A 14,680-nucleotide genomic window follows, 5' to 3' on the forward strand; every position below is an offset into this window, starting at 1 on the left:
GGTCCGGGGCGAGCCCAGCCAGGGCTGGACTCGCCGGTCAGCGGGCAGAGATCTGATACTCGCCCACCCGGAAAACGTCCACCGGCCCCCGGGCCGGGCCTTCGGCAGCGGTTCGGGGACGCGCGGACGCCCAGCGATCGACCGCGCCATGGTGGCGGTCCACCTGTCGGCGGGCACGCCCGCGATCCGGGTAGGGGCGGTGAGCCATGATCCCCAGCTTGGCAGAGAGTTACCGCTCTGTCGGCCAGGCCGTCAACACGCCGCCGGTCTCCTCGTCGGTGAGGGTGATACGTGCGCCGGGAAGGGTGCCACGCTCTCCGACCCAGGTCGAGAACTGGCGGCGCGCGGTCGTCTCGTTCCCCCACCAGCCGTGCATCATCGTGGTGCCGGCGGCGGTCAGGGTGAGGTGGTAGCGGCCGGGGATCACAGCGCCCAACCGGCGATCATGCAGTCGCGGCAGGAGTCCTGCCAGCGCAGGCCCAGGCCGGGCACGGTGCGGCGGCAGGTGGCGACGGCGGGTGCTCCACAGGATGAGCACCGGTGGCGGCCTGGCGGGTGGATCCGGTCCCGGGCCCCGGAGTGGCGCAGTGGCCCGTCGGGGGCTGGGTCCAGGCGGGTGGGGTCGATGCCGAGGGCTGTGAGGATCTGCAGGTCATCCCGCATGACCGCCTCCTTGTCGCTCGCCCCCTGCTGCTGCCGGTGGGCAGCACACCTCTTATTATCGAACACGTGAACGAATCACGCCCGCTGACACGCCTCGACATGCCGCGTTTCGCCCGCCGCGTCGTAAACAGCAGGCCACCCGGCAGCTGGCCCTCATCGACCGGTGGATCGCGGACGAGGAGCAGCGGGAGGCGGAGCGACGGGCCGTTGAGGCGCGCCAGGCCCAGGCAGCGGACTGGCTGATCCAGTACGGCCTCAACCGGGCCAACGTGGACGCCGTGCACACCGGCGAGTGCTGGGCAGCGGCCAAGAGCGGACGATGCCGCCCGGTGACCCGGCAGCAGGCCATGGAGGCACTGCGCCAGCGGGTACCGGCCTGCGTCCACTGCCGACCATGCACAGCCCTCGGCATCCTCGACTAACTCAGGTCCGGCTGGCGGGCGACCGGACGCTCGCCACCGGGCCCCCGGTGCCGATGGGGAAGGAATCGCCGCATGACATGGTCGTTGCCCGAGCCGATGCTGACCATCGCGGTGGACAGTCCTGTGCTGGCCGCCGGGTGGGCGGCGGAGCCGAAGTTATGGGCAGGGTTTGGTCTTGTCCCTTGTCCACGAACGTGGACCGCGATTCGCCGCACACTGGCGGCGCTCGATGCTCAAGCACCAGGGTTTCGCTTTGAGCTGCCTAGAAACGCTGCGGCGAGCGCCGCGACACCACCGCCGAGTATGCCCGCCGCAGGCACCGCGGCGCCGTGGTCGACGAAGTATTTGGCGACCCACAGGTAACCGGCTACACCGCCACTGCCAACGATCACGCCTGTTGCGCGCAGGGCCAGATTGACCAAGTCCAAGCGGCGCTCATGGACACGGTCGAGACACCACTGCCGGTGCTTCTCAGCTTGGCGCTCGAAGTCCTGCTCCATGAGCCGCAGGATGCGTTCGCCAGCGCCTGGGACTACACGTTCCCATACCTCCGCCTGGCTGGCCGCCGGCAGAGTCGAGTACGGTGGCGGCACCTGGGCTGGCTCCGCGCCATCGTCGACGGCGGCAGTAGCGCCCGGCTCATCGGGCGGTGTCGTAGTCACCGCTCGCCCCTTTCGGCTTCTCCGGGCTGGCGGCCGTGAGTAAAGCCAGGCCACGGGGCCAACTCTTCGGGCGGCACGCCGAGTTGACCGTACCTCTCGCGCAGCGCCTCCTCGACATTGCGCCGGCTCAGCTCGCGGGAGGGCTTGTCAACGGTCGGGCGAACAGGGACTCGATGGCCGGGAGTAGCTGTTCCCGGGGTGGAACGGTAGGGCCACAGATCGCGCAAGCCATCCAGAAAGGCGCTCGATCGAGCGGCGAGGATACGAGCTTGGGAGTCTGGCTGAGACGCGTGTCCAGCATGGCGGCTGCGACGCGCGGTAAGAAGCCCTCCCGCCGCCACCACGGCCCACACCACGAGGAAGCTCCCCAGCGACCACCCGCCGTGTGCGGCAGGAAGAGCCCGCATCAGCAGGAATAGACCAGCCGTTAGCAGGGCAATCACGGACAGGACCAGGATGGGAAAGGCTAGGAGCCGAGGGGCACGGCGCCAGCGCCGGACCGACGCGTAGAGGAACTCGGTTGCGACCGGGCTGAGATCACAACCGTCTTCAAACGAAGTCCAGGCCACGGCTAGCTGGTGGCCTCGGTACAGGGCCCTAGGGGCGCGATCGAGGCGCAGCCAGGCTGCTGCGGCCTCCTCGACCTGCTGGCGAACCAGGAGACCAGCACGTTCGTCGGAGAGCCATGTCCGCAGGCGCGGCCAGACTCGCAGGAACGCCTCCTGTGTGATCTCGACGGTCTCCTGGTCTAGCCTGAGGACACGGCTCTGTGTGAAGGCGTCCAGGACCTTTTGAGCAGAGGAAGTGTTGCGGTCGTTGCCGATCAAGTCGGTCAGGGGAACGCGCCGCCGGGTCGGCTGGCTGTCGTCTGCGACTCTGACCAGCTGCAGGAAGATCTTTCTGGCTGTCGGCTGTTCTTCTGGATCCAGCCCGGCAAATACACGTTCGGCCATGGCCGCCACAGCATGTCGGATGCCGCCGGTGGCTCGGTAACCCGTGACAGTCAGTCGGAGGCCTTCTCGTCGGCGCCATACCTCGTGCAGCGCGTTTGCTAGCAATGGCAGTTGGGCGGCCTCGGATCCGTCCTCAAGGTCCCGCAGAAGCAGCTCGGTCAGACCGGGATCGATCTGCAGTCCCGCTGCCTGAGCTGGCAGCATGATGGCTTTTCGCAGCTGTGGGACCGACAGCGGACCAACCCACACGGGGTCGCGCAACGCCACCTCTAGCTCGGAGTACCTGGTGCTGAAGGTGAGGTACTCGGCGAGGTAGTTGGATGACAGTGCGTACACCACCAGTGCAACGGGTGGTGTTCCACCGGGGCCTCGTCTCGCTAGGGCGGACAGTGAACAGAGAAAGTCGCGGCGCTCCTGCTCGTCTTGGCAGAGTGTGAAGACCTCTTCGAGCTGGTCGACCACGAGGACCACGTGGGCATGTGCGACCTCGCCGCCGGCCTGTGCATGGGCCGCCTCTCGGAGTATTTCCGCCAAACGCTGCGGGTTCTCCGACAGCGCCTCGGCCAGGCTGTCGGGTGACACGCCGGCGAGGGACCCAAGGCGGGCGAGCAGGGAGTTCATCGGGTGTTCGGTGGGGGTGAAGTACAGCTGCGGCATGCGATCCGTGCCGGGGATGGCTCCGGCGGCGAGCGCGGGGAGCAGGCCAGCTGCCAGCAACGACGACTTGCCCACGCCCGTCGGACCAACCACCGCCACCGCGCCACTGGAGCGCAGTCGCCCGCTGAGACGATCAATCAGCAGTCCGAGCCGTTCCTCCCGGCCGAAGAACCACTGCGCCTGATGGGGTCCGAAGGAGGCCAGGCCGGGATATGGACAGGCCTGCGCAGTCTGCTCTGAACGGAACCACTGTTCACCACTACGGGGGTCTGCCCGACCACCAGACTCTGCCCGCCTCACAGCTTCGGGCAGTTTCTTATCCACTCCGCTCCCCTTCATGCCCGTGCGAGATCCAGACCTCACCGTAGTCCAGGGACTTCCACAGTGACAGCACGTCAGCCCCGCCACTACGGGCGCCCAGGCGCCAACTCCCCGTCGGTAGCTGATGCTTGTTCGGCATGGCCTTCAGGCTGATGTCCAACGGGCGTTCAGCACGGCGTCCGATCCATGCAGCGAGGAGGTATGAGGCCAGATACCGGCGAGTGAAGTGCACTCGCCATCCGTGATCGACATGGCGCTGGACTCCATCTCGTGAACAGCTCAACAGCGCATAACGGAAATGGGACGGCTACCGCGCCCAGCTCGCCGTGTACGCGGACCGGCGGGTGCTGCTGCACTCCAGGCAGGAGACGGACATGACGGCGTCATTTCCAGAGATCCGGGCGGCGGCCCTCGCGCAGCTGCCGACGGACACCGGGCTGGACGGTGAGCTGGTGGTGTGGGAGCGGGACCGGCTGGCGTTCGAGCGGCCGCAGACATGCGGTGTCTCCACTTGCTCGCGGGCTGCTGCCCAAATCAGCAGCATTCGCTGCTACTCGAAGCGAACCAAGTCAGACAGCGCCGGATCGGGTAGCACCCGAGCGGCAACGCAGCAATCACGTCCGGAAAGACAACAGCTAGTGATGCGGGCCCGTGACTGTCACGGGAGCCTGGAGGCTGTGAAAACCGCCCGAAGCGGTTCTCCAAGCCCAGGAGAGGCCATGTCCGACTCACGCACCCCCGTCGTGTTCATCCACGGCCTGCGGCTGCACGCCTCCTCCTGGCAGCCCTGGCTAGACCTGGCCGCCGAGCACGGCTACACGCCGCTCGCTTTCGGCTGGCCAGGTGAGGCCGCCACTGTGGCCGAGGCGCGTCGGCACCCCGAGGAGGTCGCCGGGCTCGGGATCGACGACGTCACCGCCCACTACACCGGCATCATCCGTTCCCTGGACCGCCCCCCAGTGATCGTCGGGCACTCCTTCGGTGGTCTGATCGCGCAGAAGCTGCTGGGCACCGGTCTGGCGCGTGCCGCCGTCGCTGTCGACCCGACCCAGATCAAGGGTGTCAGGGCGCTCCCTCCGGCAACGCGCTGCCGCGCGAGGAGTCCGACGACCTGCACGCGCGCTTCAGCGTCCCCTCGCTGGGCATGCCGCTGTTCGAAGCCGCGTTCGCCGACTTCACCCCCACCTCGGCCGCGGCGGTGGCCACCGACAACGCCGAGCGCGGGCCGCTGCCGCTGATCTCCGGCCAAGCCGACCGCACCGTCCCGGACGTGGTGACCCGCTCGGCGTACAAGCTGTACGACAACTTGCCGGCTGTCACCGAACTCAAGCAGTTCCCCGACCGCGGCTACTCCCTGGTGATCGACCACGGCTGGCCCGTCGTCGCCGACTACGCCCTCCAGTGGCTGGCCCGCCAAGGCATCAAGGGCCAAAACCTCTCCTACAGCTGACCCACCACCCCACGAGGACAACCAGGAGCTTTCATGAACACCCCATTGCAAGGCCGCACCGCCGTGGTGACCGGTGCCAGCAAAGGCATCGGATTGGCCATCGTCACAGCTCTGGCACAAGCCGGGGCGACCGTCGTCGCCGGATCCCGCACCTCCACACCCCAACTCGACGCGTTGGTGAAGGAGGGCATGGTCACCTGGGTCCCCGTCGACCTCAGCAAGCCCCAGGACGCCGAGCGGCTCATCCACGAGACCAAGGGACGCATCGACGTCCTGGTCAACAACGTCGGTGCCGCTCCCGCCCGGACCGGCGGGTTCCTGTCCGTGACCGACGCCGACTGGCAGCACATCCTCGATCTGAACCTGCTCAGCGCCGTACGGGTCACCCGGTCGGCCCTACCCATCCTGCTCCAGGCCGGGCAGGGCTCCATCGTGACCGTTGCGTCCGTCAACGCCACCCTGCCCGACCCCATGGTGATCGATTACAGCGCCGGCAAGGCCGCCCTCGTCGCCTTTTCAAAGGCACTGTCGAAGGAGGTCGGGCCCAAGGGCATCCGTGTCAACACCGTCAGCCCCGGACCAGTGCGGACCGATCTGTGGCTGGCCGAAGGCGGCGTCGCGGCCACCGTCTCCGCCGACGCCGACATCGCCCCCGACGACGTGGTCGCTCAGGTGGCCGGCTCGACCGCGACCGGCCGCTTCTCCACGCCCGAGGAAGTCGCTGGCCTGGTCCTGTTCCTCGCCGGCGATCAGGCGAGCAACATCACCGGCAGCGACATGATCATCGACGGGGGATTCGTCCCCACCTGGTGATCACACGGACGGCAGCCGTCCGGCCCGTACATCGCCGCCCCGCAGCCGTCCACCCGCCCATCCTTCCGCACGCAAAGGAACGATCATGAGCGAGATGAACGCAATCCGGGCACACCGCCGCGGCGGCCCGGAGCAACTCACCTACGAAAAGGCCCCACGCCCGCAGCCCGGCCCCAGCGAGATCCTGGTCGCTGTGCGGGCTGCCTCGGTCACCGCCGGAGAACTGGGCTGGGACGCCACCTGGACCGACAGCTTTGACGGCTCGGGCCACGACCGGACCCCCACCATCCCCTCGCACGAGTTCTCCGGCGTGGTGTCCTACCGCGGTGACGCCGTCACCAGCTGGCAGGAAGGTGACGATGTTTACGGGCTGATTCCCTTCACCCGCAACGGCGCCGCGGCCGAATACGTCACCCTGCCCGCCGAGATGGCGGCCGCCAAGCCTCCCTCCCTGACCCATGACCAGGCCGCCGCTGTGCCGCTGGCCGCACTGACCGCCTGGCAGGCCCTGGTCAACCACGCCCACCTGCGCCCCGGTCAACGCGTCCTCGTGCACGGCGGCGCCGGCGGGGTGGGGTCCTTCGTCGTGCAGATCGCCTCCGCTCTAGGCGCCGACGTCACAGCCACCGTGGGCTCCGCCGACCTCGACTTCGTACGATCACTGGGAGCCGGCACGGCCATCGACTACGTCCGCCAGCGCTTCGAGGACGAGATCGACCCCGTGGACGTCGTCGTCGACCTGGTCGGGGGGCAGACACTGGCCAGGAGCTGGAAGGTCCTGGAACCGGGCGGTGTCCTGGTCGGCATCGCGGCACCCCCCGACCAGCACGAGGCCGAGCGTCACAGCGCCCGCGGCGTCTTCTTCGTCGTAGAGCCCGACCGGGCCGGACTGGAGTCGATCACCCGGCTCGTTCAAGACGGCCGCCTTCGGCCGGCGGTGGATCGTGTGCTGCCCTTGTCCGAGGGCCGGGCAGCCTACGAGGCCCTCGAGCGCGAACACCGGCGCGGGAAGATCATCCTGCACGTCAACGACTGAGAGGTCGTTCTCTTTCCGAATCTGGTGTGCGGATTCCGCTGGTCAGGCATGGGATTGCGGCGGTCACGGAAGCCTCGACTCCTTGCTGATCGAGTTGCCGTGGGGGTGGCGGATGCCGTCGATGCGGGCTGTTCTGGAAGCGCGGCGGAAGTCCGCGGTGGTGCGGGTGAAGGAGCTCAAAGCCGAACTGGAGCGGGTGCGGGCGGACTTGGCGGACGCGGAAAAGGTCCTCAGACGCCGGGTGAGCGGCCTGGAGCAGTATCTGGAAGCGCTGGCCGAGGAGGAAGCACCGGCCGTGGTGGTTGGCGGTCCGTCGCGAAGGAAGCCGGTGGGACCGCGCCGTGCGGTGCCGCATCGGGAGAATGCGGCCGGGCTCGAGGATCTGTCGATGGACTACCAGGCGGTGATCGCTGCCGCTGCGGAGGCCGGGGGCGACCGGTTGGGTGCCCGGCAGGCGGCGGTGGTGTCGGCTGGGACAGTGCGTCCGCTTCCCGGGTCGAGGGTGCGAGAGCACGGTTGAAGAGGCTGGTGGAACGGGGCTGGCTGGTGGAGACGAAGCCGGGGATGTTCACCCTGCCGGCAGGGCAGCAGACAGATGAGGTGGTGCGGCCAGGCGGCGGTTCATGAGGGTGATCATCGACCACCGGATGACGGCTTCGCTGGTGTCGGTGCGTCGCTCGTAGTCCCGGACCAAGCGCCGGCTGCGCAGGAGCCAGGCGAAGGATCGTTCGACGACCCAGCGGCGGGGCAGTGCCTGGAAGCCGCGGGCATCGTCGCTGCGGCGGACGACGTCGAGGACGAGCCCGAGGTGTTGAGTGGTCCACCCGGCAGCTGGCCCTCATCGACCGGTGGATCGCGGACGAGGAGCAGCGGGAGCGGGGCGACGGGCCGCCGAGGCGCGCCAGGCCCGGGCGGCGGACTGGCTGATCCAGTACGGCCTCAACCGGGCCAACGTGGACGCCGTGCATGCCGGTGACTGCTGGGCGGCGAGGAAGAGCGGGCGGTACCGGCCGGTGACCCGCAAGCAGGCGGTCGAGACGCTGGGGCAGCAGGTGCCGGCGTGCCCGCACTGCCGCCCGGACACCGAGCTGGGCGTCCTGGACTAGGCCGTTTCTGATGGCTCTTGCTGGACTGGGTGGATCAGCCCTTCGGCTGGGCAGGTGCGCCTCATGGTGCGGCGACATGAGCTCACGGACGCGCAGTGGCAGAAGATCGAGTCGTTACTGCCCGCCAACGGCAAGCCCGGCGGGCAGTGGGCCGTCCGCAAGCGCAAGGGCCGGGCCGGAGGGCGTCCACCGGCTTTCGACAAGGCCCAGTATCGCCGCCGCAGTGCCGTCGAACGGTGCGTCAGCAAGTGGAAGCAGTACCGGGCAGTGGCCAGCCGGTATGACAAGCGCGACTACATCTTCAACGGCACCCTGGCCGTCGCAGCGATCGTCATCTGGCTCCGCGACCTCGTCCAAGAGCCGTCAGAAACGGCCTAGCCTGCTCACCCTGACCGCAGGCGGCCGCGGGGTGATGCGCAGCTGGTGGGATGTCCGCGTACCGCGGAGCGGTCGATCGCGTTGTGGGTCGACTCGTGGGGGTGTGGTTCAGCGTGACGGGTGCCTGATCCGGCCTCAGCCTGGGGTCCGTGTCGGGAGCGGCTGCCGCGGAGGTGGGCTGGACCCGTCTCGCGTGTGGGCTCAGTGCGTCTTTACTCCGTCTGCTTGTTCCGCGAGCTGTTGCAGGGCCTGGGCGGACGCAGACCCGGGCTCTGCGGTCATCAGGATGAGGGACTGGTCGGGGGTGTCGGGCACGGGTAGGGATTCGAATTCGAGGGTCAGGTCACCGACCAGGGGATGGTGGTAGTCCTTGCTGCCGTGAGTGTGGCCGGTCACGTCGTGGTCGCTCCACCAGGCGCGGAAGTCGGGGTCCCGGTCTGACAGCTCACTGATGAGTTCCGTCAGGAGCGGATCGTGGGGGTGGCTGCCCGCGTACAGGCGGAGGGAAGAGACGGTGTCACGGCCGGCGGCGGGCCAGTTGGTGAAGAGGCTGCGGGCGGCCGGGTCGAGGAACACGTAGCGGGCCACGTTGCGTTCGCGGTGTGGCTTGGCGTCGAAGTCTGTGTACAGGGCGCGGGACAGCCGATTGCTGGCCAGGACGTCCATCCGACAGCCGATGATCATGGCAGGGGTGTCGTGCAGGCTGTCCACGAGACGGTGCAGACCGGGCCGCACGCGCTGAGGGGGCACCGGGCGAGATGACCGGGGGGCCGCGGTACGCCGGGCCAGGGCGAACAGATGGGCTCGCTCGGCAGCGTCCAGACGCAAGGTCTGGGCAATGGCCCCGAGGACGGTGTCGGAGGCGTTGATGGGGCGGCCGCGCTCCAGACGCGTGTAGTAGTCCGCGCTCACGCCGGCCAGCAGCGCGACTTCCTCGCGGCGCAGACCGGTCACCCGACGGCCCGCCCGGGCCGCGAGGCCCACCTGCTCCGGAGTCACCCGGGCGCGGCGTGACCGCAGGAAACCGCTCAGTTCCGCGTTGCCGCCTGCGCCGGAAGACGCACTGCTCACGGCTCCCAGCATAGGCGGCGAGCGAACCACAGCCCCTGGGAGAGGGGGTCTGGCAGACCCCGGATCGGCAGGCCCCTGGTGAAGGAGCCCCCTTTGGCCGGTCCGCGGGCGTCGAAGGTGCGCTTCGCTGGATGCACCGGCCCAAAACGGGCTGCACCGAACCGGCGATCGCCGCCGGAACAGCGCCTCGGCCGGACCGACGAGATCATCCGACGGAGGAATCCAGAAATGCCCGGACCCCAGCACAGTGCCCCCGAGCCCGCCCGTACCGTGTCCATCGGATCGGAGCTGGTGGTCGACCGGATCGGCTACGGAGCGATGCGCCTGACCGGCGATGGCATGTGGGGAGAGTTCCCCGACCGCGAGGCCGGCGTCGCGCTGCTCAGGCGCGCTGTCGAGGCCGGCGTCACCTACATCGACACTGCCGACGCCTACGGCCCCCACACCAATGAGATGCTGATCCGCGACGCCCTGTACCCCTACCCCGAAGGCCTTGTGATCGCGACCAAGGGCGGCTTCATCCGGGGCGGTCCGGACTACGCGGACTTCGGCGCGGTGGGCAACCGCGAGTACCTGCGACAGTCGGCCCACCTCAGCGCCCGGCGCCTGGGTGTCGAGCAGATCGACCTCTACTACCTGCACAGCCCCAACGCCACCGACGTGCCATTCGCCGACCAGGTCGCCACCCTCGCTGAACTGCGCGAGGAGGGGCTGATCCGTCAGATCGGTCTGTCGAACGTCAGCCCCGAGCAGTTCCGGGAGGCATCCCGGATCGTCGACATCGCAGCCGTCACCGCTCTGTACAACCTCGGCGACCGCACAGGCGCCGACCTGCTCGCGGCAGTCGAGGAAACCGGCACGGTCTTCTCCCCCTGGTATCCCACCAGTCTGGCCAAGTTCTCCGCCGGCGCATCGGACGCAGGCCCTGACCCCGACGACGTCAACGCCGTCCTGAGCCCCATCCGCGACAAGCACGGCGCCACCGTGCCCCAGATCGCACTCGCCTGGCTGCTGCACCGCTCACCGTTGATTCTTCCCATCCCCGGCACGACGTCGCCCGCTCACCTCGACGAGAACCTCGCCTCGGCCGCGATCCGCCTCACCGCCGAGGAAGTCGACGCCATCACCCACTTGGTTCCCGAAGCAGTGCACGCAGCATGACCCAGAACAGCGGACCCCACGAAGGCGCCGTCATCGGCACGGGCCTGCTGGACCTGCTCGGTGTAATCGATGCCGGGCTCACGGGCAGCTTCGAAGGCTCGCTGCTCCCGCTCGGCCGCTGTGAGCTCGCGGGTAGCGAGGTCCTCCAGCAGTTCCGTGATGGTGGTGAGGAAGCCCTGGACCCGCTCCACGGCGATCAGGCCCGCCGCCTGCACACCTCGCTGCGCTCCCTCTTCAGGGCCCTCAAACGCGAGCGCCTCGTCTTCCGCGATCCCGCCCGCAGCGTCTCTCTCACCAGCAGCCGATCTCTGCCCGCCTCGCTGCCCTCCGACCGCATCGCCGGTCTCCTCGACCGACTCGACGACCCCCGCGACCGCCTCATGGTCGCCCTCGTCGCCGTCCACGCTCTCCTCCCCGGACAGCTCGTCCACCTCCTGCAGACCGACCTCGACCGCAGCAAGGGCCGGCTACGCCTGCGCCGGCCAGGACGCATGGACCACCTCATCTACCTCGACGACTTCACCCTGCGCCTGGCCACAACGTGGGAACTCCAGCGATACCGACGCTGGCCCGACAGTTCCACCCCCACCTCTTCGTCACCCGCAACACCGCCGTCGACGACTCCGGCCCGCCCATCAGCGCTGGCGTCGTCCAAAAGCCCTTCAAGCGGCTCGGCCTGGCAGCCGGAGTCCTGCGTGTGGATCGGATCTACGACGAAGCACGCCACAGTGCCGACCCCGTCCGGCTGATGGAGCTCTTCGGCCTGTCCAACCTTTCCGCCACTCGCTATGTCCTGTCGGCACACCCGGACAAGAAGAATGGCCCCATCGCCCCGTAGGGCGATAAGAATCAGGTTTGGCACGCGATCACCGGACGGACTGCACCAGGTGAAGGGCGCCACGCACCTGCGGCCAGCGTGCCGAGGAGGAGTCGCAGAGCTGTCTCCGGGGGGTGGGGTTGGAAAGGCGGACGTCGAGGTTGATGCCGACCTCGAATTTTGGCTCTGCCCAGAGTCCCGGATGCTGTTGGTGATCTCTAGATGATCTACGTCAAGCGGCTTGACACGACATAGCAGCCTCGGGGGCACCTTGGCTCACTTCTGGTGGCATGGCAGACCTTCGCGCCCCGGAGTGTCGGCGGAGCCGTTCACCGACATCACCAGCGTGTCATCGCCTAACGCACCCTCGAACGGGATACGTTCGCGCCGTTCGGGAGCGTCGGTAGTGGCATACCTCCGAAGGGTGCGCGAGACGGTGACGTGGGCAGATGACAAGCACGCCGAGCTGTTAGCGTCCGGTCTGAACCTGGGCGCTCCCGTGGGGCCGGAGGAGGCCCTGTACGACGGGGGCGCCATGCGCCCCTACGAGTTCGGTCGGATCCTGTTCCATCCCCGGAACGGCGAGGCATTCGAGCTGCACGGCTTGATCCTGGCCACCTACCTGGACCTCGGCGCGGAGTACAGCGGTCTCGGCTATCCGGTCACCGACGAGATCGACGACGCAACCGTTCCGTTCGGGCGAACGAATGTGTTCGAGCAGGGATCGCTGCGCTTCAACCCCTCTGTCGGCGTGACGCAGGAACTGTTCGAACGCGAGCTGGCTCCGTCAGTGACGGTGAAGGTAGTCGACGGCACCTTCGTCCCGCTCGGCCCGGGCGGTGCCCTCACCCTCACCGACTTCGCGAACGCGGTGGTCGGGCCGGGGTTCGAACCGGTGATCGCGGTGATCGACTCGCTGTTGCCGAACCTGCGGCTGCGCCGCGTCTTCGACACGCACACCGGCGACGAGATCCAGGTGATGATCGACGAGGCCCGCGCTGCGGACCCCGACTACCTGGCAGCCGACTTCAACAACTTCCTCGCGATCGACTGCCCGCCGGGCTTCGACACCGACGGATTGGCCGCGGTGCTGTCCCAGCTGGTCGGCACAGTGGAATTCGCATACACCACGCCGCTGGCGTCCGACCCCGTCGTCGGCACCTCGAACCCGCTGTTCAACCAGCAGGGCTATCTGCGGGCGGCGCTCGACGGAATCGGTGTGCAGGCGGCGTGGGCGAAAAGCGCCGATGGTTCCGGGTTGCAGTTCATCGACGTCGAGCAGGGCTGGTTCCTCCGACACCAGGACCTGCCGGCCAGGATCCAGCTACTCGGCGGACACAACATCGCCAAGAGCTTCCCGCACGGTGCCGCCGTGCTCGGCGAGGTGATCGGTGCCGACAACACCGTCGGAATCTGCGGCATCGCGCCGGCCGCGTCCACCCGGGTGATGTCGTACAACCAGTCGAATCCGCCGTTCAACTCCTCCCAGAGCCGCCAGGAGCTCGCCAACGCGGTGATGACGGCGCAGGCGCAGCTGCGATTCGGAGACGTCCTGCTGCTCGAGGCCCAACTGGCGGCGTTCATCGGCGGCGTCAACCACTTCGTTCCGGCCGAGACCGATCCCGCGGTGTTCGCCGCGATTCGGCTCGCGACCTCGCGCGGGGTGAGCGTCGTTGAGGCGGCCGGGAACAACGGCGCCCCGCTCGACCAGTTCGTCAATCCGCAGGGCCGCCGGATGCTCGACCGGCAGAGCCCGGACTTCCAGGATTCCGGGGCGATCGTGGTCGGCGGCGGCTCATCGGCGCTCCCGCACGGGAGGCTGACCGCACCGAACCCGGCGACCAATGGGGTAGTGAGCAGCTTCGGTACTCGTATCGACTGCTATTCGTGGGTGGAGAACGTAGTGACCTGCGGCAACCCCCAAGCGCCGACGAAGGTCGACGGCTACTGGACCGCACCGCCGTTCGGCGGGACCTCGGCCGCGGCGCCGGTGATCGCCGGCGTCTGCCTGTTGGTGCAGAGCCTGTTCCATACCCTCAACCCGGCGACCGGGGCGCCGGGGAAGATCTCCGCGCAACGGATACGCGGCGTGCTGACGCGCCCGCTCAACAGCAGCGCAGGGGCTCCGGGCGCCTTCATCGGGGTGATGCCCGACCTGCACAAGTTGATCGCCAACGAGTTCGTCTAGCCCAGCAGAGAGAGCCCCACATGCCTGCGGACGAGGTACCGGTCGAGATGGCGGCCGCGCTCAACGAAAACGCCTTCGGCCTGCTGCAGCTCGGAGGTGTGAACGGCATCGACGTCGGGGTCGATGACGCCGACGAATACACGCTGCGACTTCTGGTGGACGATCCGGACGACCCACCCTTGGGGCTGCCGGACTCGATCGGGGGATTCCCGTACATCCTCGTCGCCGGCAAACCGCAACTGGAGCAGGCCGGGATTCCGGACCAGAAGACCTACGGCATGCCGGGCAACGATCCGATCATGGGGGGAATCCAGCTCGGGCCCGCGGCGATCGTGGGTGGAAACGTGCACGCGGGCACACTCGGTTGCGTGTTCCGCGACTCGGCCGGGTTGCCGGTCGCGGTCAGCAACGCCCACGTCATCTGCGGCGCGGTCAGTGATCCGATCCAGCAGCCAGCGCCGCAGACCGACCCGGCACCGACGATCGAACGGCTCGGCTCGCTGCGGCAGTGTCTGGCGCCCGACATCCCGTCGCCGTTCCCCGGTGGTCTGATTTCCGGCTTCTTCGACGCCGCGCTGTGCTCGGTCGACGGCGCGCGCACGGCGGAGGTCGGGCGGATCGCCGACATCGGCGCCGCGACCGCCATCTCCTCGCCGCGGATCGGTTCGGTCGTACGCAAGCGCGGTTACCGTACCGGCGTGTCGCACGGAGTGGTCGAGGGCACGCTCGGCGCCTACGTGGCACACAACCACGACGGTAGCGCGCGCTGGATGCTGCTCGGACAGGTGTCGATCGTGATGATCCCCGACCTCGGGCTGAATCCGGAGGGGGTGTGGTCACGGTCCGGGGACTCCGGGTCGGTGGTAGTGAACGAGAGCAACGAAATCGTCGCCCTGCACTGGGGTGGCGACGGAATTCGCGGCTACGCATCGGATTTCGCCCCGATCGCGTTCGCGTTCGGCATCGGGCTGTAGGCGAGCAT

General features: G+C 68.4%; 16 protein-coding genes and 3 pseudogenes. 13 read left to right on the forward strand and 6 right to left on the reverse strand.

Annotated elements, in window-relative coordinates; all coding sequences use genetic code 11:
• Positions 1–229: 229 nt before the first annotated feature.
• Entirely contained in the window at positions 230–436 is a 207-nt protein-coding gene (locus tag ACZ7L0_RS28155) for a hypothetical protein (protein ID WP_471245358.1), read from the reverse strand.
• Positions 424–663, reverse strand: coding sequence for a hypothetical protein (locus ACZ7L0_RS28160; RefSeq protein ID WP_471245359.1), 240 nt, complete (start codon positions 661–663; stop codon positions 424–426). The genes ACZ7L0_RS28155 and ACZ7L0_RS28160 overlap by 13 nt, the downstream gene beginning before the upstream one ends.
• Positions 664–941: 278 nt before the next feature.
• Here ACZ7L0_RS28160 and ACZ7L0_RS28165 point away from each other — a divergent pair, with 278 nt between their 5' ends.
• On the forward strand, positions 942–1,085 hold the full coding sequence (locus ACZ7L0_RS28165) for a DUF6233 domain-containing protein (protein ID WP_471245554.1): 144 nt from the start codon (positions 942–944) through the stop codon (positions 1,083–1,085).
• Positions 1,086–1,318: 233 nt separating this feature from the next.
• Here ACZ7L0_RS28165 and ACZ7L0_RS28170 read toward each other — a convergent pair whose 3' ends face one another.
• Positions 1,319–1,585 carry a hypothetical protein gene (locus tag ACZ7L0_RS28170; protein WP_471245360.1) on the reverse strand — a complete coding sequence of 89 codons (267 nt, stop codon included), beginning with the start codon at positions 1,583–1,585 and terminating at the stop codon, positions 1,319–1,321.
• A 158-nt stretch (positions 1,586–1,743) separates the two neighbouring features.
• Complete coding sequence (locus tag ACZ7L0_RS28175; protein WP_471245361.1) at positions 1,744–3,681, reverse strand: nSTAND1 domain-containing NTPase; 1,938 nt, start codon at positions 3,679–3,681, stop codon at positions 1,744–1,746.
• Positions 3,682–3,986: 305 nt separating this feature from the next.
• Here ACZ7L0_RS28175 and ACZ7L0_RS28180 point away from each other — a divergent pair.
• The 6 genes and pseudogenes from ACZ7L0_RS28180 to ACZ7L0_RS28205 all read left to right on the forward strand — a co-directional run.
• Positions 3,987–4,163 (forward strand): annotated as a pseudogene (locus ACZ7L0_RS28180) (ATP-dependent DNA ligase); the annotation flags it as partial.
• Positions 4,164–4,220: 57 nt separating this feature from the next.
• A complete protein-coding gene (locus tag ACZ7L0_RS28185; RefSeq protein WP_471245555.1) occupies positions 4,221–4,916 on the forward strand; it encodes an alpha/beta hydrolase in 696 nt (231 codons plus the stop codon).
• Entirely contained in the window at positions 4,823–5,128 is a 306-nt protein-coding gene (locus ACZ7L0_RS28190) for a hypothetical protein (protein ID WP_471245362.1), read from the forward strand. The genes ACZ7L0_RS28185 and ACZ7L0_RS28190 overlap by 94 nt, the downstream gene beginning before the upstream one ends.
• Before the next feature lie 33 nt (positions 5,129–5,161).
• Positions 5,162–5,941 carry an SDR family NAD(P)-dependent oxidoreductase gene (locus ACZ7L0_RS28195; RefSeq protein WP_471245363.1) on the forward strand — a complete coding sequence of 260 codons (780 nt, stop codon included), beginning with the start codon at positions 5,162–5,164 and terminating at the stop codon, positions 5,939–5,941.
• 85 nt (positions 5,942–6,026) lie between these two features.
• Positions 6,027–6,977 carry an NADP-dependent oxidoreductase gene (locus ACZ7L0_RS28200; RefSeq protein WP_471245364.1) on the forward strand — a complete coding sequence of 317 codons (951 nt, stop codon included), beginning with the start codon at positions 6,027–6,029 and terminating at the stop codon, positions 6,975–6,977.
• Positions 6,978–7,098: 121 nt separating this feature from the next.
• A pseudogene (locus ACZ7L0_RS28205) lies at positions 7,099–7,604 on the forward strand (hypothetical protein).
• On the opposite strand, the pseudogene ACZ7L0_RS28210 reads toward ACZ7L0_RS28205, so the two are convergent.
• Positions 7,546–7,761, reverse strand: a pseudogene (locus tag ACZ7L0_RS28210) (transposase); the annotation flags it as partial. The pseudogenes ACZ7L0_RS28205 and ACZ7L0_RS28210 overlap by 59 nt on opposite strands.
• 64 nt (positions 7,762–7,825) lie before the next feature.
• Here ACZ7L0_RS28210 and ACZ7L0_RS28215 point away from each other — a divergent pair.
• Positions 7,826–8,083 (forward strand): DUF6233 domain-containing protein, encoded by a 258-nt coding sequence (locus tag ACZ7L0_RS28215; protein WP_471245365.1) that lies wholly within the window; start codon positions 7,826–7,828, stop codon positions 8,081–8,083.
• A 63-nt stretch (positions 8,084–8,146) separates the two neighbouring features.
• Entirely contained in the window at positions 8,147–8,461 is a 315-nt protein-coding gene (locus ACZ7L0_RS28220; protein ID WP_471245366.1) for a hypothetical protein, read from the forward strand.
• Positions 8,462–8,662: 201 nt separating this feature from the next.
• On the opposite strand, the gene ACZ7L0_RS28225 is transcribed toward ACZ7L0_RS28220, so the two are convergent.
• Positions 8,663–9,532 (reverse strand): helix-turn-helix transcriptional regulator, encoded by an 870-nt coding sequence (locus tag ACZ7L0_RS28225; RefSeq protein ID WP_471245367.1) that lies wholly within the window; start codon positions 9,530–9,532, stop codon positions 8,663–8,665.
• Positions 9,533–9,760: 228 nt separating this feature from the next.
• On the opposite strand from ACZ7L0_RS28225, the gene ACZ7L0_RS28230 reads away from it, so the two are divergent.
• The 4 genes from ACZ7L0_RS28230 (at position 9,761) to ACZ7L0_RS28245 (ending at position 14,672) form a co-directional block, all read left to right on the forward strand.
• The gene (locus ACZ7L0_RS28230) at positions 9,761–10,693 is read left to right on the forward strand and encodes an aldo/keto reductase (RefSeq protein ID WP_471245368.1); all 933 of its coding nucleotides are present in this window, start codon (positions 9,761–9,763) and stop codon (positions 10,691–10,693) included.
• Positions 10,690–11,442: a hypothetical protein gene (locus tag ACZ7L0_RS28235; RefSeq protein ID WP_471245369.1), complete on the forward strand. Its 753-nt coding sequence runs from the start codon at positions 10,690–10,692 to the stop codon at positions 11,440–11,442. The genes ACZ7L0_RS28230 and ACZ7L0_RS28235 overlap by 4 nt, the downstream gene beginning before the upstream one ends.
• Positions 11,443–11,934: 492 nt before the next feature.
• A complete protein-coding gene (locus tag ACZ7L0_RS28240; RefSeq protein ID WP_471245370.1) occupies positions 11,935–13,698 on the forward strand; it encodes a S8 family serine peptidase in 1,764 nt (587 codons plus the stop codon).
• A 20-nt stretch (positions 13,699–13,718) separates the two neighbouring features.
• Complete coding sequence (locus ACZ7L0_RS28245) at positions 13,719–14,672, forward strand: hypothetical protein (RefSeq protein WP_471245371.1); 954 nt, start codon at positions 13,719–13,721, stop codon at positions 14,670–14,672.
• Positions 14,673–14,680 lie beyond the last annotated feature (8 nt).

It is taken from the genome of Streptomyces sp. NPDC039424 (genome assembly GCF_055639495.1).

What these genes read in the sequence shown, in the direction of transcription:
- ACZ7L0_RS28160 (WP_471245359.1), bottom strand. Translation starts at nt 663, where the DNA reads ATGCGGGATGACCTGCAGATCCTCACAGCCCTCGGCATCGACCCCACC.
- ACZ7L0_RS28170 (WP_471245360.1), bottom strand. Translation starts at nt 1,585, where the DNA reads ATGGAGCAGGACTTCGAGCGCCAAGCTGAGAAGCACCGGCAGTGGTGT.
- ACZ7L0_RS28190 (WP_471245362.1), top strand. Translation starts at nt 4,823, where the DNA reads ATGCCGCTGTTCGAAGCCGCGTTCGCCGACTTCACCCCCACCTCGGCC.
- ACZ7L0_RS28195 (WP_471245363.1), top strand. Translation starts at nt 5,162, where the DNA reads ATGAACACCCCATTGCAAGGCCGCACCGCCGTGGTGACCGGTGCCAGC.
- ACZ7L0_RS28200 (WP_471245364.1), top strand. Translation starts at nt 6,027, where the DNA reads ATGAGCGAGATGAACGCAATCCGGGCACACCGCCGCGGCGGCCCGGAG.
- ACZ7L0_RS28220 (WP_471245366.1), top strand. Translation starts at nt 8,147, where the DNA reads ATGGTGCGGCGACATGAGCTCACGGACGCGCAGTGGCAGAAGATCGAG.
- ACZ7L0_RS28230 (WP_471245368.1), top strand. Translation starts at nt 9,761, where the DNA reads ATGCCCGGACCCCAGCACAGTGCCCCCGAGCCCGCCCGTACCGTGTCC.
- ACZ7L0_RS28235 (WP_471245369.1), top strand. Translation starts at nt 10,690, where the DNA reads ATGACCCAGAACAGCGGACCCCACGAAGGCGCCGTCATCGGCACGGGC.
- ACZ7L0_RS28245 (WP_471245371.1), top strand. Translation starts at nt 13,719, where the DNA reads ATGCCTGCGGACGAGGTACCGGTCGAGATGGCGGCCGCGCTCAACGAA.